General features: G+C 56.7%; 16 protein-coding genes. 8 read left to right on the top strand and 8 right to left on the bottom strand.

What is annotated here, in order from left to right; all coding sequences use genetic code 11:
* Positions 1 to 31: 31 nt before the first annotated feature.
* From JJO78_RS03950 to JJO78_RS03925, 6 genes are all read left to right on the top strand, one after another.
* The gene (locus JJO78_RS03950) at positions 32 to 220 is read left to right on the top strand and encodes a twin-arginine translocation signal domain-containing protein (protein WP_075195323.1); all 189 of its coding nucleotides are present in this window, start codon (positions 32 to 34) and stop codon (positions 218 to 220) included.
* An 86-nt stretch (positions 221 to 306) separates the two neighbouring features.
* Positions 307 to 3,192, top strand: coding sequence for a formate dehydrogenase subunit alpha (locus tag JJO78_RS03945; protein WP_075195324.1), 2,886 nt, complete (start codon positions 307 to 309; stop codon positions 3,190 to 3,192).
* A gap of 15 nt (positions 3,193 to 3,207) precedes the next feature.
* The gene (gene fdh3B / locus JJO78_RS03940; protein WP_007153241.1) at positions 3,208 to 3,816 is read left to right on the top strand and encodes a formate dehydrogenase FDH3 subunit beta; all 609 of its coding nucleotides are present in this window, start codon (positions 3,208 to 3,210) and stop codon (positions 3,814 to 3,816) included.
* 85 nt (positions 3,817 to 3,901) lie between these two features.
* Positions 3,902 to 5,074 (top strand): formate dehydrogenase subunit gamma, encoded by a 1,173-nt coding sequence (locus JJO78_RS03935; protein WP_075195325.1) that lies wholly within the window; start codon positions 3,902 to 3,904, stop codon positions 5,072 to 5,074.
* The gene (locus tag JJO78_RS03930) at positions 5,071 to 5,196 is read left to right on the top strand and encodes a hypothetical protein (protein ID WP_036202841.1); all 126 of its coding nucleotides are present in this window, start codon (positions 5,071 to 5,073) and stop codon (positions 5,194 to 5,196) included. Before JJO78_RS03935 ends, JJO78_RS03930 begins: the two co-directional genes overlap by 4 nt.
* Positions 5,189 to 5,443 carry a sulfurtransferase TusA family protein gene (locus tag JJO78_RS03925; protein ID WP_051946750.1) on the top strand — a complete coding sequence of 85 codons (255 nt, stop codon included), beginning with the start codon at positions 5,189 to 5,191 and terminating at the stop codon, positions 5,441 to 5,443. The genes JJO78_RS03930 and JJO78_RS03925 overlap by 8 nt, the downstream gene beginning before the upstream one ends.
* Positions 5,444 to 5,486: 43 nt before the next feature.
* On the opposite strand, the gene JJO78_RS03920 is transcribed toward JJO78_RS03925, so the two are convergent.
* Positions 5,487 to 6,026, bottom strand: a complete 540-nt coding sequence (locus tag JJO78_RS03920; protein ID WP_036202834.1) for a cytochrome b — start codon at positions 6,024 to 6,026, stop codon at positions 5,487 to 5,489.
* Between the two features lie 218 nt (positions 6,027 to 6,244).
* Here JJO78_RS03920 and JJO78_RS03915 point away from each other — a divergent pair, with 218 nt between their 5' ends.
* Complete coding sequence (locus tag JJO78_RS03915; RefSeq protein WP_041336686.1) at positions 6,245 to 7,930, top strand: SulP family inorganic anion transporter; 1,686 nt, start codon at positions 6,245 to 6,247, stop codon at positions 7,928 to 7,930.
* Between the two features lie 27 nt (positions 7,931 to 7,957).
* Here the strand turns inward: JJO78_RS03915 and JJO78_RS03910 are convergent, their stop codons facing one another.
* From JJO78_RS03910 to uraD, 4 genes are all read right to left on the bottom strand, one after another.
* A complete protein-coding gene (locus tag JJO78_RS03910; protein ID WP_178380778.1) occupies positions 7,958 to 10,114 on the bottom strand; it encodes an EAL domain-containing response regulator in 2,157 nt (718 codons plus the stop codon).
* Positions 10,115 to 10,154: 40 nt separating this feature from the next.
* Entirely contained in the window at positions 10,155 to 11,066 is a 912-nt protein-coding gene (locus JJO78_RS03905; protein WP_075195327.1) for a diguanylate cyclase, read from the bottom strand.
* Between the two features lie 8 nt (positions 11,067 to 11,074).
* Positions 11,075 to 14,686, bottom strand: a complete 3,612-nt coding sequence (locus tag JJO78_RS03900; protein WP_075195328.1) for a CHASE domain-containing protein — start codon at positions 14,684 to 14,686, stop codon at positions 11,075 to 11,077.
* A gap of 139 nt (positions 14,687 to 14,825) precedes the next feature.
* Positions 14,826 to 15,341 (bottom strand): 2-oxo-4-hydroxy-4-carboxy-5-ureidoimidazoline decarboxylase, encoded by a 516-nt coding sequence (gene uraD / locus JJO78_RS03895; protein WP_041334489.1) that lies wholly within the window; start codon positions 15,339 to 15,341, stop codon positions 14,826 to 14,828.
* Between the two features lie 524 nt (positions 15,342 to 15,865).
* Between uraD and JJO78_RS03890 the strand changes: the two genes are divergently transcribed.
* A complete protein-coding gene (locus JJO78_RS03890; protein WP_041334486.1) occupies positions 15,866 to 16,621 on the top strand; it encodes a GntR family transcriptional regulator in 756 nt (251 codons plus the stop codon).
* Positions 16,622 to 16,692: 71 nt separating this feature from the next.
* Here JJO78_RS03890 and JJO78_RS03885 read toward each other — a convergent pair whose 3' ends face one another.
* The 3 genes from JJO78_RS03885 to hyi all read right to left on the bottom strand — a co-directional run bounded on the left by JJO78_RS03885 (position 16,693) and on the right by hyi (position 19,836).
* Positions 16,693 to 18,006, bottom strand: coding sequence for a glycerate kinase type-2 family protein (locus JJO78_RS03885; RefSeq protein ID WP_075195330.1), 1,314 nt, complete (start codon positions 18,004 to 18,006; stop codon positions 16,693 to 16,695).
* Positions 18,007 to 18,136: 130 nt separating this feature from the next.
* The gene (locus JJO78_RS03880; protein WP_371915661.1) at positions 18,137 to 19,063 is read right to left on the bottom strand and encodes a 2-hydroxy-3-oxopropionate reductase; all 927 of its coding nucleotides are present in this window, start codon (positions 19,061 to 19,063) and stop codon (positions 18,137 to 18,139) included.
* Entirely contained in the window at positions 19,060 to 19,836 is a 777-nt protein-coding gene (hyi, locus tag JJO78_RS03875; protein WP_075195332.1) for a hydroxypyruvate isomerase, read from the bottom strand. The genes JJO78_RS03880 and hyi overlap by 4 nt, the downstream gene beginning before the upstream one ends.
* Between the last annotated feature and the right edge of the window lie 16 nt (positions 19,837 to 19,852).

Below are 19,852 nucleotides of genomic sequence, written 5' to 3'. Positions count from 1 at the left end.
CCTGGTCCCTTAACTCAGGTGGAGGTGTCCAATGGACAACCCGAAACGTGAAAACAGCCGCCGCCGTTTCTTGAAGGTGGCAGCAGCTGCAGCGCCTGCGGCTGTTGCGCTGGCAGTCTCCCCCAACGCCGCAGCCGAGGTGGTGAAAGAAGCCCCGAAAAGCAGCGGTCTGCGTGACACTGAACACACACGTAAGTACTTCGAATCGGCTCGCTTTTAAGGAAGCGTGTGTCATTCAAGGTTGCGAAAGGCTCTTGAATGGCCACACCTCCGTAAAACGAGAATAAAAAGAGAGAGGTAATTGACATGTTAAGAAAGAAAACCAACGGGGTAGCGAAAGGCCCCCGTGCTGGTTCTTTACTTTCATCCCTCGCTGCCAAAACCATGGATCGCCGTGGTTTCCTGGCCGCCTCCGGTGTCACAGTGGGTGGTCTGGCAGCTCTGTCACTAACATCCGGCCGCGTTGAGGCCGCTACCCCATCGACGGAAGGTGGGAAAATTGTTCGCAAAAAGTCCGTGTGTACCCACTGCTCGGTTGGCTGCACGGTCGAGGCTGAAGTCCAGAATGGCACCTGGATCGGGCAGGAGCCTGGTTGGGACAGCCCCTTCAACCTGGGTGCGCACTGTGCAAAAGGCGCCTCAGTACGTGAACACGCTCACGGCGAACGCCGTCTCAAGTACCCGATGAAAATGGTCGGCGGACAGTGGCAGAAAATCTCCTGGGACGAAGCGATCAACGAGATCGGCGACAAGATGCTACAGATCCGGGAGGAAAGCGGTCCAGATTCAGTCTACTGGCTGGGAAGCGCAAAGTTCAACAATGAGCAATCCTACCTTTTCCGCAAATTCGCTGCCTACTGGGGTACCAACAACGTTGATCACCAGGCCCGGATCTGCCATTCGACCACGGTTGCCGGCGTAGCCAACACCTGGGGCTACGGTGCGATGACCAATTCGTACAACGATATCCACAACTCGAAAGCGATCTTCCTGATCGGTGGTAACCCTGCGGAAGCGCACCCGGTGTCGCTGCTGCATCTTCTCAAAGCCAAGGAAGAGAACAACGCGCCGCTGATTGTCTGCGACCCTCGCTTCACCCGCACCGCCGCGCACGCGGACGAGTATGTACGGTTTCGTCCGGGCTCAGACGTCGCGCTGGTCTGGGGCCTGTTGTGGCACATCTTTGAGAACAGCTGGGAAGACAAGGAGTTCATCCGCACCCGCGTGTACGGCATGGACGACATCCGGCAGGAAGTAAAGAAATGGAACCCTGAGGAAGTCGAGCGTGTAACCGGTGTGCCTGGAGCACAGCTTGAGCGCGTCGCTCGTACCCTGGCGAATAACCGCCCTGGCACGGTCATCTGGTGCATGGGTGGTACCCAGCACACCAACGGCAACAACAACACCCGCGCCTACTGTGTGCTGCAACTGGCACTGGGCAACATGGGCGCTGCTGGCGGCGGCACCAACATCTTCCGTGGCCACGACAACGTTCAGGGCGCCACTGACCTGGGTGTATTGGCCGATACCCTGCCCGGCTACTATGGGCTGGCCGCTGGCTCCTGGGCTCATTGGGCCCGCGTCTGGGAAGAGGACCTGGATTGGCTCAAGGGGCGTTTTGCCGTGTGGGACAAGGACGGGAAATCCAGAGCCATGATGAACGAGAAAGGCATACCCGTATCGCGCTGGATTGACGGCGTTCTGGAAGCCAAGGAAAACCTGGAGCAGCCCGACAACACCCGGGCTATGGTGCTGTGGGGCCACGCGCCGAACTCCCAGACCCGGATGCTGGAAATGAAGGAAGCCATGGAGAAACTCGACCTGCTGGTCGTGGTGGACCCCTTCCCCACCGTGTCTGCAGTGCTGCACGACCGTAAGGAGGGCGCTTACCTGTTGCCGGCGACCACACAGTTCGAGACATCGGGCTCGGTCACCGCTTCCAACCGATCGCTCCAGTGGCGTGAAAAGGTCGTTGAGCCGCTGTTCGACTCCAAGGTCGACCACGAAATCATGAAGCTGTTTGCGGACAAGTTCGGTTTCACCGATCGCATGTTCCGCAATATCGCCATTGAAGGCAATGAACCGGTCGTCGAGGACATCACCCGTGAATTCAACCGTGGCATGTGGACCATCGGCTACACCGGTCAGTCGCCAGAGCGGCTGAAAAAGCACATGGCCAACCAGCACCACTTCGACAAGACCACACTGCGTGCGGTGGGTGGCCCCTGCGATGGTGATATCTACGGCCTGCCATGGCCATCCTGGGGCACACCGGAAATGAACCATCCGGGCACACACGTGCTCTATGACATGTCTTTGCCGGTGTCCAAAGGTGGCCTTACCTTCCGTGCCCGCTTTGGCGTTGAACGCAACGGCGAAAACCTGCTGGCGGACGGCGTTTACTCGAAAAACTCCGAGATCAAGGACGGGTATCCGGAATTCACCATGCAGATGCTGATGGACCTGGGCTGGGATGGCGACCTGACGGCCGAAGAGCGGGCCAGCATTGATGCCGTTGCCGGCCCCGAAACCAACTGGAAAACCGACCTGTCTGGCGGCATCCAGCGTGTTGCGATCAAACACGAGTGCGCGCCCTTTGGTAACGCCAAGGCCCGCGCCATCGTCTGGAACTTCCCGGACCCCGTGCCGCTTCATCGCGAACCCCTCTATACCAACCGCCGAGACCTGGTGGAGGACTATCCGACCTACGAGGACAAAACCTTCTGGCGTGTCCCGACCCTGTACGAGTCCATCCAGAAGAAGGACTTCAGCAAGGACTTCCCCATCATTCTGACCTCAGGCCGACTGGTTGAGTATGAAGGTGGTGGTGACGAGACCCGGTCCAACCCGTGGCTGGCGGAATTGCAGCAAGACATGTTCATTGAAGTGAATCCGCGTGATGCGAACAACATGAACATTCGTGACGGTAAGGATGTCTGGGTGTCTGGCCCGGAAGGCGCACGCATCAAAGTCAAGGCCATGGTGACCGAACGGGTCGGCGAGGGCGTAGCCTTCATGCCGTTCCACTTCGGCGGACACCTGGAGGGCAAGGATCTGAGGGACAAGTATCCGAAAGGCTCCGACCCCTACGTATTGGGTGAATCCACCAACACAGTTCAAACATACGGGTATGACTCGGTCACACAGATGCAAGAGACCAAGTGCACCCTGTGTTCGATTATGCCGGCATAACAAGAGGTGTAGATCATGGCCATTGAAGGACAAGCAAGAGCGAAATTCCTTTGCGATGCCGAACGCTGCATCGAGTGTAATGCCTGCGTAACGGCCTGCAAGAATGAGCATGAAGTCCCCTGGGGCATCAACCGTCGACGCGTGGTGACCATTGAAGATGGCAAGCCCGGTGAGCGTTCGATCTCGGTAGCCTGCATGCACTGTTCAGACGCGCCCTGTATGGCCGTCTGCCCCGTGGATTGCTTCTACCAGACCGAAGACGGTGTGGTTTTGCACTCCAAGGATCTGTGCATTGGTTGTGGGTATTGTTTCTACGCTTGCCCATTCGGCGCCCCTCAGTTCCCGCAAGCGGGCAACTTTGGCAGCCGTGGCAAGATGGACAAATGCACGTTCTGTGCGGGCGGTCCGGAAGAAGACAACTCCACAGCGGAGTTCTCCAAGTACGGGCGCAACCGTATTGCGGAGGGCAAGCTGCCGATCTGTGCGGAAATGTGCTCCACCAAAGCCTTGTTGGCCGGTGACGGCAACGAGGTAGCGGACATCTACCGCCAGCGTGTGGTGAACCGTGGTTTTGGTTCAGGCGCCTGGGGATGGGGCACAGCCTACGAGAAGAAGGGCGCGTAAGCCCATTGGATGTTTCCGGGGCCCTGGGGCCCCGGCATTCGTTAAGGCAACGGATTCTTTTTGTTCATTCCGCTGGAGTGCTTTCATGAACTGTAAACTATTCGGTGCCGCCGTTTTTGTGCTGGCGACATTGGTCTTCAACCCTGTGTGGGCGCAGGACGTTCCCGAGTCTGACCAGATGTCTACCGGGGGCGGCCAAACCCTCGAAGACATCATGGCCCGGCAGGAAAGACTGAAAGCTGACGGGGAATCCCGTTCCAAAGAAACAGGTAATCCCGCCAACGCGGCACCGATCAACGAGCCACTGGGCACCCGTGGCGGGCGTTCCGATGCTGATGCCTGGCGCGGCATTCGCTACGACAACATCGACATTGAAACCCAGGTTCGCAACCCGGCGGCCGATGTTCTGATCCAGGACGGCGGCATGCGCTGGTACCAGTTGCGTGAAGGGCCGGTCATCACCTACGGCGGCGGTGCCATTCTGGGCTTCATCGCATTGCTGGTGGTGTTCTATCTCATTCGCGGCAGGATCAAAATCGAAGGCGGCCCTGCGGGCACTACAATTGAACGGTTCAAAGCCGTCGAGCGGTTCGGCCATTGGCTGCTGGCAGGCTCGTTTATCGCCCTGGGCCTGACCGGGCTGGTCACCCTGATGGGGCGAAGCTTCCTGATCCCGGTCATGGGGGCCGACGCCTTTGCCACCCTGGCTGCCGGCTCCAAGTGGGTCCACAATAACGTTGCATGGGCGTTCATGCTGGGGCTGGTGATGACGTTTGTCATGTGGGTGGCCCACAACATTCCCAACAAGCTGGACTGGCAATGGCTCAAGGCCGGCGGCGGTATCTTTACCAAGAGCCATCCGTCCGCGAAGAAATTCAACGCCGGCCAGAAGATCATTTTCTGGACCGTGATGGTGCTGGGCGTCTCAGTGTCCCTTTCCGGGCTGTCGCTGCTGTTCCCGTTTCAGATCCCCATGTTTGCCGATACCTTCGGCATCATGAACAGTGTTCTGGGTACCAGCTTCCCGACCGATCTGGCGCCCCACGAAGAGATGCAATACGCCAACCTCTGGCACTCGATTGTCGCATTCGTGATGATGCTGGCCATCATTGCCCACATTTATATTGGCTCGGTTGGCATGGAAGGCGCCTTCGATGCCATGGGTAACGGCCAGGTTGATGTGGAGTGGGCGCGCCAGCACCACGATCTGTGGGTGGCCGAGGTTGAAGCCAAACAGGGTAAAGGAGGGTCATCGTGAAAGTCATGATTTCAGCGTTTGTCGCGGCGCTGGTGATTGCCTTTGCCGCCCCGCCCGTTCTTGACCAGTTCGGGTGGTCCTCCGCCACGCAAACCAGCAGTGAGAATGTGCGGCTTGACTGAACAGTCCCAGATGCATGAAACAGAGGTTTACCAGATCGATGCCATCGGTTTGGTATGCCCACTGCCCGTTCTGCGTTTTAAGAAGCGCACCCAGGGCCTTCCCAGCGGCACGCAGGTTGACTTCCTGGCCGATGATCCCAGCGGTCGTCGGGATTTACAGGTGCTGTGCGAGCTGACCGGGCACCGGATTGAATGGGTCCGTGAGGAGGATGCCGGGGTGCTTCGGTACCGCATCTGCCTGGCTTAGCGATCGCACCGGAACAGGCCGGCTGCGGTCCTCGCATGCCAACTCAAACCATCCGGCGGAAAATACCATCCCCACGGAGCATATGACGAAAGGCCGCCGCGATATGGCCTGCGACCAGCACCCCCAACGTTATGGCGAGCCACCCATGTATCGCAAACAGGCTCCCAGCCAATTCCTTGTCCTCCGGCACAAAAGGCATGGCGGGCAGTCTGACATCGCCCACGATGCCCAAAGCCGGATACGCCGTCACACCGGCCCAGCCAAACAAAGGCGTAACCACCAACATGACGTAGATCAGGTGGTGCATGCTCTTGGCTGCAATCTGCAATGTGCGGGGCATGCTCTCGGGATAGGGTGGGCTTTTTACCCGTATCTTGACGACGATCCGCAGGATCATCAGTAGGAGCACGGTAAAACCTATGGCTTTGTGCCCACTGTACAAGGTATTCGTCAGCGCCCCCCAGATATCAGCTTCCGCACGCGACGCCATCCAGAGCCCGACGGGTATCAACGTCAGGACCATCAGCGCCATTACCCAATGCAGTACCCGCCAGCCCGCGGGGTATTTCTGGATCTGTTGCATACGCCTTCTCCATCAGCGAATTTATTCGTGCACTCTCCAGAGGCCAGCAGAGGCCAGAGGCGGTGCCATGCAGCCTAATGACAGCATAGATCATTGAGTCGAATTCTACTTTCTCTATCCCGATGCTGGTAATGTGCTATACGGTTATCAAAGCCCCTTAAATGGAGAGCCGGACCGGATACGTGCGTTACACCGACACGTTGCCAATTGGAATTGTTATGCGGGCATCCTCAAGTAAACTGATCGTCAGGCTCTTCCCCTTCCTGACATGGGCCAGACCCACGAGACGGCAGAACCGGGCGGACGCCATTGCCGGCATCACGGTCGGGTTGGTACTGATCCCCCAGGCCCTGGCATACGCCCAACTCGCGGGGATGCCGCCCGTTACCGGTCTCTACGCGGCACTGCTGCCGGGCATTGTTGGGGCATTGTTCGGTTCATCGTCACTGCTTGCGGTCGGGCCTGTGGCATTAACCAGCCTGCTGACCTTCGCGGCGCTGCAACCGTTGGCCGAAGCGGGGTCCCCGGAATGGGTGGTGATGGCCATATGGCTCGCCCTCTATTCCGGGCTCATGCAGTTTCTTATGGGCGCGTTCCGCATGGGCATTCTTGCCAACCTGATCTCGAACGCTGTCGTTCAGGGATTCGTGAATGCGGCTGCCGTCATCATTATCGTTTCACAGATCCCTGCCCTACTGGGCTTCGATACAGGCGCCGGCGGAAACTGGCTATCCACTCTCTGGCAGGAATGGCAACACGCCCCCTGGCGGCTGGTCGCAACCGCCGGGTTCGGCCTCGGTGGCGTGGCAGCGTTGCTGCTACTCGGAAAATTGACCGCGCGCCTGCCTGCGGTGATGGTCGTTACACTGATTGGCATCGCCGGCAGTTATCTGCTGGGATTTGGAGAGCTTGGCGGCTCGGTCATCGGTCCGGTCGGAAGCGGACTTCCCCAGCCTTCATTGCCTCTGACACTCTCCGTTGACCAGCACCTGGCGCTTCTGCTGCCCGCTGCGATCATTGCACTGATCAGCTTTACCGAAGCGATGTCCAGTTGCCGCACCATGTCGCGAATAACAGGAGAACCGTGGGACCGGAATCAGGAGTTAATCGGTCAGGGTCTGGCCAAAATGGCCAGCGGCTTCAGCGGTGCCTTTCCTGTCAGCGGTTCGTTCTCCCGCACGGCGCTGAACGCCTACAGTGGAGCGAAGACCGCGAGGGCGTCCCTGATCGCCTCACTGCTCGTGCTGATCTCTCTTTTCGGGTTTACCGAGCTCCTGTATCACCTGCCGACCGCGATCCTCGCCGCCATCATCATCGTGCCCGTCACCCGGCTGATTGATGTCCGCTCGCTTACCCGATTGAGCCGTGAAAACCCCAAGGATGGCATGGTAGCTCTCGTCACCCTGGTGGTGACACTGGTCACCGTGCCAAACCTGTACTGGGGAATTCTGGCGGGCATAGCGGCGTCTTTGCTCGCCTTCCTTCATCATCATGCCGTGCCGCGAATCATTGAGCTGGGGGTTCATGAGTCAGGTGGGTTTCGTGACCGACATCTTTACCAACTGCCGCCCATTGCCGAGGGGGTTCTCGGGGTGCGTATGGACGCCTCACTCACTTACCTGACGGCACCGGTTCTGGAGCGCTCCATCCGCAAGCGAGTGGATGCCGCCCCGGATTTGAGAACCGTGCTGATTTCTGCATCCTCCCTGAATCAGGTCGACTCTACTGGCCTGGATACCCTGCAGGACATCTGGTCCTTTCTGGATGCAAGAGGCATTACCCTCTACCTGTCCGGCCCAAAACTTCCGTTGAGGGAGGCCCTTTCAAGGACAGGGCTGGCCCAACTGATCAAAGAGGAGAATATTTTCGCGACCGACGCGAAAGCGATTGAGGCATTGACGTAGAAGCCGGGGCCATCTCAGACGCAGCGTTCAGTGCGACTTCTCGACGAAAAAGGTCCATAACGGTGCCGGGCGCCCAAAGAAGTACCCCTGTAAATACACCCCCGGATGGTGGGTTTTCAGGAAATCAGCATGTTCTTGCGTTTCCACTCCCTCCGCCACAACTCGAACATTCATGGATTCACCTATACGTTTCACCATATCGACGATATCGGCGGACGTGGAATCGTTCAACGCCGAAAGCACAAACGACCGGTCAATCTTGATTTCCGATATGGGCAATCGGCGCAATTGGGAAAGCGAGGAATAACCTGTTCCGAAATCGTCCAGCGAGAACGTGCAGCCGAGGTTCCGTATCTTCTCCATCTTTTCGACAACGGCGTCCACATCTTTCACCATCACGCTTTCCGTCAGCTCGAACGTAATCAGCGCGGGCGGGTAACCCGAGTCTGCAACCAAACCGAGGATCGCCTCAGCAAAATCCTCTTCCGCCATGTGCTTGGCGGAAATATTGATTGAGCAGCGGAGCTTTCGCGAATCTGCTCTCATCTGAGCCAACATTCCCAGGCACACGCGAACGATATGGCGCTCCAGGGCGACAATCTGCCGGGTTCGCTCGGCAAAAGGAATAAATTCGCCGGGCCCCAACAACCCTCTTTCCGGATGATCCCAGCGAACCAGAAGTTCGATGCCCGCCAGTTTCCGGTCCGGGCTATGCTGAGATTGAGCATACATTGCAATTTCGTTCTCGGTAATCGCTCGGGCCAGTTCCGACTCCACCGCCATCTGCCGCCGGATATTCTCGCTCATGGAATCTTCAAACACCGCAACAGCCCGGTTCGAGTCCTTGGCATTTCGGTGCGCCGTTTCGGCATGGCGTAAAGCCAGGGAAGGCATGTCGGAGCTTTCTGTTGGGTACAGCGCAATGCCACCGGTTGCCTCTATCGTCAACACCCCTTCCGAGCGATAAGGCACGGGTTCCCGTAGAGACTCCTGAATACGCTCGAACACCTGCAGGGCTATCCGATAGGCTTCATCCAACGTCCACTGCTTTGGTGCCAGCACGATTCCAAACTCATCGCCCGACAGACGAGCGATGGAGTCGTCTTCATGGCAGGCATTCCTGAGCCTCTCGGCAAATGTCTGAATGACAATATCACCGCAGTCGAAACCAAAGGTCTCGTTTACATATCGGAAGTTGTTGATATCAACAACGATCACCGCAGTGGCCATGCCACCGTGATGACACAACTTCAGCACGGTACTCAGCTGGTCCAGGAAAAGCGCCCGGTTGGGGAACCCGGTAACGGGGTCACGCCAGGTCAGCTCTTCCAACCGCTGCTCGGTTTCTTTCAGGTTGGTGATATCGTTGAAGACCGTCACGTAGTGGGTCACCTGGCCGTCCTCGGCCCTTATGGTGCTGATCGTTCTCAGCTCCGGATAAACCTCGCCATTCCTTCTGCGGTTGTAGATCTCCCCCGACCAGTGATTATGTACCCCCAGATAGTCCAGGATACTGGTGCTGTTATGGCGCTTATCCACGCGCACATCAAGAACGTCATGATAACGACCTAACGCTTCGTCTTCGGAGTAACCGGTAATGCGGCTGTAGGAGGGGTTCACTGCGGTGATTTTGCCCTCGTGATCAAGCACCGCGATACCTTCCGAGGTCGACATGAAGGCCTGCTCATAGAGGTTCGTTGAGTCAGCGGCACGGCCCCGTTTCTGCTCCTGCATCAAGCGCCAGTTCAACTGGTCCGACTGATGCAATCTTTCGTTTAACGTTTGATTGAGCTCGACCATATGATCGAGCATGCCTTTCAGGGAAATGTGCGTGCGCACTCTTGCCCGCACGGAGGGGATGCTGATTGGCTTACGAATAAAATCCACAGCCCCCACCTCAAATCCCTTTTCCTCACTGTCTGTGTCAATGAGCGCCGTGATGAAGATAACCGGAATGTGCTGAAGTTCCTGACGCATCTTCAGCCGTCGACACATTTCCAGACCATCCATGTCTGGCATCATGATATCCAGTAGCAATAAATGAGGACGTTCTCCCCTATCGAGAAGCCCCAACGCCTGTTTCGCACTGGTGGCCACGATAATGTCATGATCGTTTTTCAGTGCATCCGACAACACGCGTATATTGGTGGGTTCGTCATCCACGACCATGATCTTGGGTTTCACCTGAAAGAGGCGCGTTCCTATCGAGTCGTCTCGGTCCAGCTTAGATAGCAGGTCTGACACAGCTACGCCCCCCTTCCCTCTTTGCTTCATAAAGATACTGATCCGCTGCTTCCTTCAACTCTGAAGCATTCGTCCCTTTGTGAGGAACGACAGCGTAGCAACCGACTGACACTGAAAAGCCAGGGCAATCCTGCCCACTGCGGCGACACTTTTCGTGTTCGTTTGCCAGAACCTCCTTCAGACGTTTGGCCGCCCGAACCGTACTGTTGAGCGTGGCACCGGGCAGCATTGCTACAAACTCATCGCCGCCGAGTCTTGCCACCAGATCGCCCGCACGGCCGAACGCCTTTTCCATGGACGTCGCCAGCAGTTGCAGGCAAACATCACCCTGGGCGTGCCCATGTTGATCATTAATACTTTTGAAATGGTCCATATCCACCAGAGCAAGGCCGAGGGAAAGTTCCTGTCGAAGCGCCCTCCGCCACTCCAGGTCCAACTGCTGCTCAAACATCCGTCGGTTGCCGATCCCGGTCAGTGTATCCCGCAACGCCTGGGCGGCCAGCAAATTCGTCTTTCGCTTAAAATCAACAAAGGTTGAAACCTTGGCACTCAGAATGATCTTGTTGAAAGGTTTGAGGACATAATCAATAGCGCCTTCCCTGAACGCCTCTTCAATGTCGCTGCTCTGGTCGGAAGCGGACATACAGATCACCGGCAGTTCCTGGTAGAGCGGGTCCGACTTCAAGCGTTTAAGAAACTCAATACCGTTGCCATCGGGCAGGTAGAGGTCAAGAAGTACAAGGTCCATGTCCGGCGAAAGGCATCGCTCTGCCTCTGCCAGCGTCTTGGCAACAACGAGTTCGCAGGCCGCCCCCAGTATCCCCACAAGACTGGCGATACCAGTGGGATTATCTTCCACAACAAGTACAACTGGCTGTTCTTCATTACTCATTGTCTGGCCTATCCCTCCAGTGGAACATCGTCCAATAGTGTGAGTGCGAGCGGGAAGTCATAGACCTCCAACGCTTGCCTCAGTTGGTTCGCCAGTTTCATCTCGCCGCTGGCAATGAGGTGATTCAAGATCACCCTCAAATCTTCATCTTCAGCGATACGATTGCCACACAGTTTCGTCTTTACACGAGAAAGCACGGTTTGTAACTCAGCGTCGGTTTTAGCGGTATTACCACCAGAGTCGTTCAAGTCGAAGTGTTGTTCCAAGCGACGGCTATGGTCAGAAAGCAGGTTGAGCAGTCGGGGCAACATAGACAGCGACAAACGATCCTCCTGGGCGTTCTCAACCTGACCAGCCACTCCAGCAAGCTCTGTATCGGCAATACTGGCGGCGGCCCCCTTGATCTTGTGCGCCATGTGACGGGCATCTTCCACCAGCGTTGCCTTCCGGACATCAGCAACCATCTCCGCGGAACTGGCAATAAAGCTTCTGACACACCGAGTGAACAACGCTTGATCATCACTGAAAAGACGATCGTAAGCCTGACGTGAAATAAAGTCCGGCATGTCCGTTACCGCCACCTCCGTGTCGTTGAATACCTCACTCTCGTCGGACACCTCGGGCGTGTAAACCACTGACCGACGATCTTCAAAGTAGGTTTCCAGCAGTAACTGGATATCCTTGGGAACCACCGGTTTGGTGAGATAGTCCTGCATTCCCGCCGCCTTGGCCGTCATGCGGTCGTGATCGGAAATAGAGGCCGAGAGCGCAACGATGATCGAGTCATTTGCGTTGGCACAGCCATGGATCCGCTCGGTCACCTCCTGGCCGGTTTCACCGTCCAGGTGAAGATCCATCAGTATAAGGTCGAAGCCCCTCTGCCCCAAGCGCTCAACGGCCTGGTCCCCTGTCTGGACAGACTGCACATTGACACCAAACGATCTCAGGTAACTCTCAACAATTTCGCAGTTCAAGGGCACATCGTCGACCACCAGCGCGGATAATCCGTCAAACTGGGGCTTGCCCCCTCCCCGCGAATCCGGCTTATTCCCATGTCTTTGGGAAAAGTGCTCGAAGAGCTTTGATGGCGTCAGGGGCTCAAAGGCCATGTGCCCGCCGGAACGCTCGAAGTCCGCCACCCAGTCCCGCCAATAGCCGGCAGAGGCAATGATCAGTATGGCCCAGAGCGGGTACCTGCCGGGATCGGTCAGGAGCTCGGTCACGAAACCGTCCAGCAGGCTCGGTTCCGTGCCTTCCATGTCAATCAGGAAGAACCTGTCTTCGACGTCTTCAACCTTCGCAATACTCTCAAGGATAGCGGGCCATTGAGTCATATCATCGACGGTTTCAAGTGTCAGGCGCCAATGCTCCCGATAATCCTCGAGCAAGGCCAGATTGGCACGGAAACCGTAATGGAAGACGTGAATCGGCCTTCCCGTCCTCGAGGAACTTACTGTGCCATCATCCTGTGAGACACCGACAGGCACTAAAAGCCGAAAAGTCGAGCCCTTGCCAATGTCGCTCTCCAGGGTCAGTTCCGCTTTCATCAATAGTGCCAGTCTTTGGCTAATGGCAAGGCCTAACCCGGTCCCACCGAAATTCCGGCTCGTGGATTCGTCCGCTTGCCGGAAGTTCTCAAAAATTCGCCCCTGATCCTCGGGTTTGATACCCACACCGGTATCCACAACTTCAATTTGCAGATAGCCGCTTGCCTGACTCTCAGTCCGATAATCAATCCGGACATCGATACCGCCCTTGCGGGTGAATTTGACGGCATTACCGACAAGATTGGTGCATATCTGGGAGATGCGTAGCAGATCGCCCGACACACGATTGGGTGTCGCGGGATCAATAGACACCCTGAGTTTCAGGCCTTTTTCTTCCGCAACAATGGCAAACAGGTCAACGCTACGGTGAACCAGTGCATCGATATCAAATGGATGGATATCAAGCTCAATGTGATCCGCTTCGATCTTGGACAGATCAAGAATGTCATTCAGAAGTTGCAGGAGTGCCTCAGACGCCGAGAAGGCTTTCTTAACGAGCCGCCGTGGGTGATCCTCCAACCCGGCTTCCTGCAACAACACCAGAACACCGATAATCGCGTTCATGGGTGTGCGGATCTCGTGGCTCATATTGGCAAGGAAGGCCGTTTTGACGGTCACCGCCGATTCCGCCTCCTGCTTCTGTTCCTCGAGTTCCGCGTTCAGAACTTCCAGCTCCTTTTCACGCTGCACGATATCGGTTACGTCAATCGTGGTCGCCATGAAACACCGCTCACCCTGCAAAGTCACCGGGTGATAACTGACCACAACATCGCGGATCTCACCCTTGCGGTTTTCAAGCGAAGCACTGGCCTGAACGCTCTTCCCTTCCAGCGCCTGCTGATAATGTTTGCTGCGCTCTTTGACGAGGTCTGGGCCAAGCATCTGCTCCAGATTCTGGCCAATGGCTGCTTCTTTACTGAACGGGAACCAGTGTTCTCCGTAGGCGTTCATAAAACGACACGTGAGTCGGGAGTCCCAGACAGACACGGTTAATGGAAGGTGGTCAGTCAGCGTGTTGATGAAATTCAGGCTTTCCTGCAGCTCAGCTGTTTTCTCAACAACCTTACTTTCGGCGCGGCGGCGAGCGTTGGCCATGAGCGCAAAGACCAGAAAAATCAGGGCATTGATAACAAGGCCGCTGACCAGAATGATAATGGGCTGCTTACCGGCATTGAACGTTTCAAAACGCCGGGTAGTCTGGACATCGAAATGCCACTGACGACCATACATATCGATCACGTAAGACGTCTCGAACATGGGAGTAGGGTCGTAATTGTCGCCACGGGTTTCATCGAGTTCGCTGTACAGGCGGGATTCACCGTCCGTAACCCGAAAGTGAACAAGCCGGTTGACGTTGGCGAGCGTGCCTTCCATCAGTTTCGACATGATGAAGGGTGCGTAAACCAGCCCGCTGAACAATGACTCACGTTGATCGGCCGGTGGCACCTCTGCGGATTGGTAGAATGGCCGAAAGAAAAGGAACCCTGGTGTTCTTTTTTCATCCTGTACCAATACGATAGGGCCCGTGATCTGGGTTTGGCCGGTTCGCATTGCTTTGAGCGCGGCCTGGTATCGATTCGATTCATGAGCCATGTCGAGCCCGACGGCCGCGTTATTAGACGCCTCCGGCTCAATGTAGACAATGGGCCAGAAGTCATCGCCACCATGGGAAGGATGCACCCGGAAGTAGGAACGCTCCAGTTGTTTTTCCGCGATATAGTCGCCCAGATTTTCCGCGGAGACACGCTCAATAACGCCGATACCATTAATACCCGGCAAACGCTCCTGAAGCGCCAGCACTTCGCTGAAGCGCTTCCACATTTCCAGGTTCACGCCGCCCTCTGAGGCACGGATAGCACCGGCACCGGACATCAATGCAAATTCGTACTTCTGCATCCGGTCCCGCAGCAGTTCATTGAGCTGTTTCACCTGATGGTCAAACTGCTCCCCGGCCTTCTCCTCTGCAATTCGGGACGAAACCTGCCAGGCGGTGAGGGTAAGCAGTAACGAGAGGGAAATCGCCACCCAATGAAGTAAGGACAGTGACTGAAAGGACTTCCATGCGTTGAACATATCTCGGCCCACATCCTGTTAGGAACAACACGATAAAGTGTAGTTCAGTTTCGGAGTGAGCACGAAAGGATCTACGTCTCAAAAGACTAATAAATCTATACTTTGAACCAGATGCACAAAAGGTTCGGGGCCCCGCCCACTACATGGCTTGCAGGCGGAATAAGGCAATTTTATTGATCTCGCTCAGGGCACGCTGAAATTCCTGTTCGGGAGAGTTGTGAATGCGCTCTTCGAACGACGCCAGTATCTGGTGTCGATTACTACCTCGCACCGCCATCACAAAAATAAACCCAAACTTGGCTTTGTACGCCTCATTCAGCCTGACAAAGCGCTCAAACTCTTCCGGGCTGCAATCCTGAATGCCGGCACCGGCCTGCTCGGACGTACTGGAGGCTGTTAGCTCTCCACGCATAGCGGCTTTGCCTGCGAGATCAGGGTGGGCGTTGATCAAGGCCAACTGGGTGTCGCGATCCGCACTGAGAAGGATGTTGGCCATCCGCTCATGCAGGCTTTCGACCTCATCACATGTCTCATCGATGCCCATCTCATAGGCTTTATCCGCTACCCACGGTGAATGCTCATAGATGTCCGCAAATGCGGCTACGAAGTCCTCGCGCCCAAGGCTGGACGGAGTCAGGGTTCGAAAACGGCTCATTGTTTACTCCTGATACCTCAATGAATGCGATTGGCGCCCACGCTTCAGAGCGAAACACCAGAATATCGTATACAATTAACATAGACGCCAATGTGAGGCAATTCTTTTTGCAGGCCGGCAATATCTCTGGCTTCAGCATGGCGATCACTCACCACCACCAAGCCACAAAAGATACACAAAAGACGGCATTCATTAATTTATGGGATACAATATTTCTATATTATGTATTCACTTATGATTGAATTATGTTACTCTTTGATCAGGTCATCGTGGCCACGGCGGGGAGGTGTTGTGACATCCGATCTGCGAACCTTACCCGCCCTCCTGCAACACACTCGACTTGCCTCAGTGTGTTTTTACCCGCCTCCCGGCGGGTTTTTTTTGCCCCTTCCCCAACCCCAGCGATGGCCTGGAGCTCCAAAAGGTGGCACGTGAGCGGATCAGGCTCGGCTAAACGGGGTCATTTCTCGTATACTATCCCACTACCGGATTTCGTACTTCCACCACCTCATTCGCGAGACATTATGAGCAAACAAGCGCAGCCCACCAAAAGCCCGAACCGAGCCGAGAAGAAACGGACGGGGGCGACAAGCGACACCATATACGCCCACATGTTCGACGCTATTCTTGAGCATCGCCTGGCCCCGGGAACGAAATTGAGCGAAGAGGCGTTGGGAGAAATTTTTGGAGTCAGCCGCACGATTATCCGGCGGGAGCTGTCACAGCTGGCACATGAGGGTGTCGTTTCCATTCGCCCCAACCGGGGCGCAATGGTGGCCAGCCCAAGCGTGGAGGAAGCCCGCCAGATTCTCTACGCAAGGCGTTTGGTCGAACGTGCCATCACAGAGCTTGCCGTTCAGCACGCCACTGAAGAACAGATCGATGAGCTGCGGGAGATGGTGACAGAGGAGCATGATTGCTTCGCCCGCGGGGATCGGGGCGCCGGTATTCGCCTGTCTGGCGAGTTTCACCTGAAACTGGCCGAGGCGGCGAACAACGCCCCCTTCGTTGGCTTCCAGCGCAGCCTGGTTTCGCAGACCTCACTGATCATCGCCCAATACGAAAAAGGAACCCGTTCGCACTGTTCCTATGATGAGCACAACCAGCTACTGGATGCGATATCCGCCCGTGACACCGACAAAGCCGTTTCGTTGATGATGCACCACATGGATCATATCGATGCGAAACTGAACTTTGATAACGAAAGCACAACCGATGACCTGCATGCGGTGTTTTCACACATTGGCTTTGCCCGCAAAAAAGCCGGCACCAAACAATAAGGTCCTGCCAGGGTATCCGCGTACAGGACCGATGTTAGTGCTCGGTGCTTTACTCACATGGACTTCGGGGCTCACATGGACTTCGGAAGCACCAGAATGGCGCGGAAATCATTAACATTGGTGCGAGTCGGACCCGTGATGATCAAGCCATCGAGTGCTTCAAAAAAGCTGTAGGCGTCGTTGCGGGCGAGATAGGTTGCAGGGTCAAGCTTCAGGGCCTGGACCCGCGACCAGTCATTGGGGCCGAAAATAGCCCCGGCGTTATCCTCGGAGCCATCAATACCGTCCGTGTCGATGGCCAAAGCGTGAATATTGGACGCTCCCTGAAGGACCGAGATGGCGCCCAGGAGGTATTCGACGTTGCGGCCTCCTCGCCCTTCACCGGACACCGTAACGCTGGTCTCGCCGCCTGAAAGGATCAACAGAGGTTCTTTGAGGTCTTTTTGCAGCGTCAACGCCATTGTCGCGTGCTCACCTCCGAGCTCCCTCGCCTCTCCTTCAAGATCGTCACCCAATACACGAACGTCTACACCGGCCAGGTTGGCGGACGCTTCGGCGGCTCGAAGTGCATCACAGGCCCTGGCCTGAACGATCGTGCGGTCAAGCCCAAATTCGGGTGAATGCGGCTTGGGGGCGGTATCGTCGCTGACCAGGTGGCTACGCACAGCCTCTGGAATATCAATGGAGTACCGCTCCAGTATTTCCAGGGCATCCAGTGGCGTTGTCGCGTCTGGAATGGTTGGTCCTGAGGCGATGAGCGCAGGATCGTCGCCGGGCACATCGGAAATCAGGTAGGTAATCACCCTCGCCGGATGGGCAGCGACAGCCAGGCGCCCACCCTTGATGCGCGAAAGGTGGCGCCGCACCGTGTTGATCTCCCGGATCGGGGCCCCGCAACGCAACAGCGTCTTGTTGATGGCCTGCTTTTGCTGCAGTGTCAGCCCTGGCGCCGGCAGCGTCATGAGTGCGGAACCGCCACCGGAAATCAAAGCGACAACAAGATCATTCCCGGTCAGCCCGGCCATCGACTCGAGCATACGCTGGGCAGCCTTCTCGCCCAATTCGTCCGGCATGGGATGAGAAGCTTCCAATACCTCGACGTGACGACACTCCGCGCCATGTCCATAACGGGTAACAACAAGCCCGGAAAGGTCGGCGTCCTCGTAGGTATCAGCCCACGTGCGCTCGAAGGCCGCAGCCATCGCCGCCGCCGCTTTGCCAGCCCCAATCACAACGGTACGTCCGGGCGGGCGCGGCGGTAGCTGACCAGCCGAAAGCAGCGTATCGGGATGGACGGCGGAGACCGCCGTTGCGGCAAGCTGCCTGAGCCAGACATTCACTTCTGTCGGATGATCAAAGGACAGCGAATTGGACAGGGCGTGCATCTGCGGCTCCTCGCAACGGATAGAAACTAAAAAAATGACGTGGTACGCCAGCGCGCCCCCAATCGCGCCCTAATGGCCGGTGCCGAATCGACACCGGCCATTGGGTTTGAGTGCAGCGCCGGTTGCTTAACTAGGCACCAATCTCGTGGTCTGCCAGTTTTTCCAGGGCCTTCACAATGCCTGCGTGATCCCAATCCGCGCCGTTGTTCGCGGCGCAGGCCTGGAACAGTTGCTGGGCATTGGCGGTACCGGGCAGTGACAAATTCAGGCTGCGTGCACTTTCCAGAGCCAGGTTGAGGTCCTTCTGGTGCAGGCGAATGCGGAAGCCTGGGTCAAAGGTACGCTTGATCATGCGCTCTCCGTGCACGTCGAGGATCTTCGACTGGGCCAGACCACCCAGCAGGGCCTCACGCACTTTCGTCACATCCGCTCCGGCTTTCGACGCGAAAAGCAGGCCCTCAGCCGCGGCCTGGATGGTCAGCGCTACGACAATCTGGTTGGCGACTTTGCAGATCTGACCGGCGCCGTGCTCGCCAATATGGGTGATGGTCTTGCCCATTACCTCAAGGACGGGCAGGGCCCGGTTAAAGCCTTCATTGGTACCACCCACCATAATGGTCAGCGTTGCGTTAACAGCGCCACCCTCGCCACCAGACACCGGGGCGTCGACGTATTCACCGCCAGCCTCGGTAATGCGCTTGGCAAATGCCTGAGTGGGAATCGGCGCAATGGAGCTCATGTCAATGACCAGCGTACCGGGCTGGAGGCCTTCAACAATGCCGGCCTCGCCAAGCAGCACTTCCTCAACATCGGGGGTGTCCGGCACCATGGTGATGATGATCTCGGCCTGTTCCGCAACCGCCTTGGGGCTATCGACTTCTTTCGTACCCTTGGCCGCCAGGCCTTCGTCCAGGGTGCCGTGCTTAACGTAGGTCACCAGCTCGTGACCCGCTTCCAGCAGATGGCCGGCCATGGGCCGACCCATAATCCCGAGACCAATAAATCCGATCTTGCTCATAATCCTCTCCTTACTAACTTTCTTGTTGAATGACCTTATCGTGCGTTGTCCAGCCAGCCGAGCCCTTCAAGCGTCGTCGCTGCAGGCTTGTACTCGCAGCCGATCCACCCCTGGTAGCCCAGGCGATCAAGATGGCCGAACAGGAACGGGTAATTGATCTCCCCCGTGCCGGGTTCGTGGCGCCCTGGATTGTCCGCCAGCTGCACATGGCCGATTTTCGAAAGGTGCTTTTCGATGGTCGGGGCCAGGTCGCCCTCCATGATCTGCATGTGATAGATGTCGTATTGCAGTTGCAGGTTGTCGCTGCCCACTTCCTCAAACAGAGCCAGGGCCTGCTCCGTCCGGTTGAGGAAGAAGCCGGGTATGTCCCGGGTATTGATGGGCTCGGCGAGCAACAGGATGCCTGCCGCTTTCAGTTTTTCGGCGGCGAAGCGCAGGTTGTCGATCAGGGTTCGACGGGCCTGTTCTTCGCTTACCGTGTTTGGTCGGATACCTGCCAGACAATTCAGTTGCTTGCACCCGAGCACAGTGGCGTAGTCAATGGCCATATCCACGCCTTCACGAAACTCGTCGACCCGATCCGGGCGGCAGGCAATACCGCGCTCACCAGCCGCCCAGTCCCCTGCGGGAAGGTTGTGCAACACTTGGGTAAGCCCATGGGCATCCAGCTGCTTTTTGATGTCTGCCGCGGGGTAATCGTAGGGGAAGAGGTACTCTACGCCCTGGAAGCCTGCCGACGCGGCGGCCTGGAAGCGGTCGAGAAAATCCTCCTCGGTGAACAGCATGCTTAGATTCGCTGCAAACTTAGGCATTTTGGGGTCTCCTACT

It is taken from the genome of Marinobacter sp. DS40M6 (genome assembly GCF_028581595.1).
In the GTDB taxonomy this organism is placed as follows: domain Bacteria; phylum Pseudomonadota; class Gammaproteobacteria; order Pseudomonadales; family Oleiphilaceae; genus Marinobacter; species Marinobacter salarius.
Note: the sequence above shows the minus strand (reverse complement) of the source record. Positions and strands in the feature narration are given on the sequence as shown.

Coding starts and splice junctions, on each gene's coding strand:
- JJO78_RS03950 (WP_075195323.1), top strand. CDS start 32: ATGGACAACCCGAAACGTGAAAACAGCCGCCGCCGTTTCTTGAAGGTG.
- JJO78_RS03945 (WP_075195324.1), top strand. CDS start 307: ATGTTAAGAAAGAAAACCAACGGGGTAGCGAAAGGCCCCCGTGCTGGT.
- fdh3B (WP_007153241.1), top strand. CDS start 3,208: ATGGCCATTGAAGGACAAGCAAGAGCGAAATTCCTTTGCGATGCCGAA.
- JJO78_RS03935 (WP_075195325.1), top strand. CDS start 3,902: ATGAACTGTAAACTATTCGGTGCCGCCGTTTTTGTGCTGGCGACATTG.
- JJO78_RS03920 (WP_036202834.1), bottom strand. CDS start 6,026: ATGCAACAGATCCAGAAATACCCCGCGGGCTGGCGGGTACTGCATTGG.
- JJO78_RS03915 (WP_041336686.1), top strand. CDS start 6,245: ATGCGGGCATCCTCAAGTAAACTGATCGTCAGGCTCTTCCCCTTCCTG.
- JJO78_RS03905 (WP_075195327.1), bottom strand. CDS start 11,066: ATGAGTAATGAAGAACAGCCAGTTGTACTTGTTGTGGAAGATAATCCC.
- JJO78_RS03900 (WP_075195328.1), bottom strand. CDS start 14,686: ATGTTCAACGCATGGAAGTCCTTTCAGTCACTGTCCTTACTTCATTGG.
- uraD (WP_041334489.1), bottom strand. CDS start 15,341: ATGAGCCGTTTTCGAACCCTGACTCCGTCCAGCCTTGGGCGCGAGGAC.
- JJO78_RS03890 (WP_041334486.1), top strand. CDS start 15,866: ATGAGCAAACAAGCGCAGCCCACCAAAAGCCCGAACCGAGCCGAGAAG.
- JJO78_RS03885 (WP_075195330.1), bottom strand. CDS start 18,006: ATGCACGCCCTGTCCAATTCGCTGTCCTTTGATCATCCGACAGAAGTG.
- hyi (WP_075195332.1), bottom strand. CDS start 19,836: ATGCCTAAGTTTGCAGCGAATCTAAGCATGCTGTTCACCGAGGAGGAT.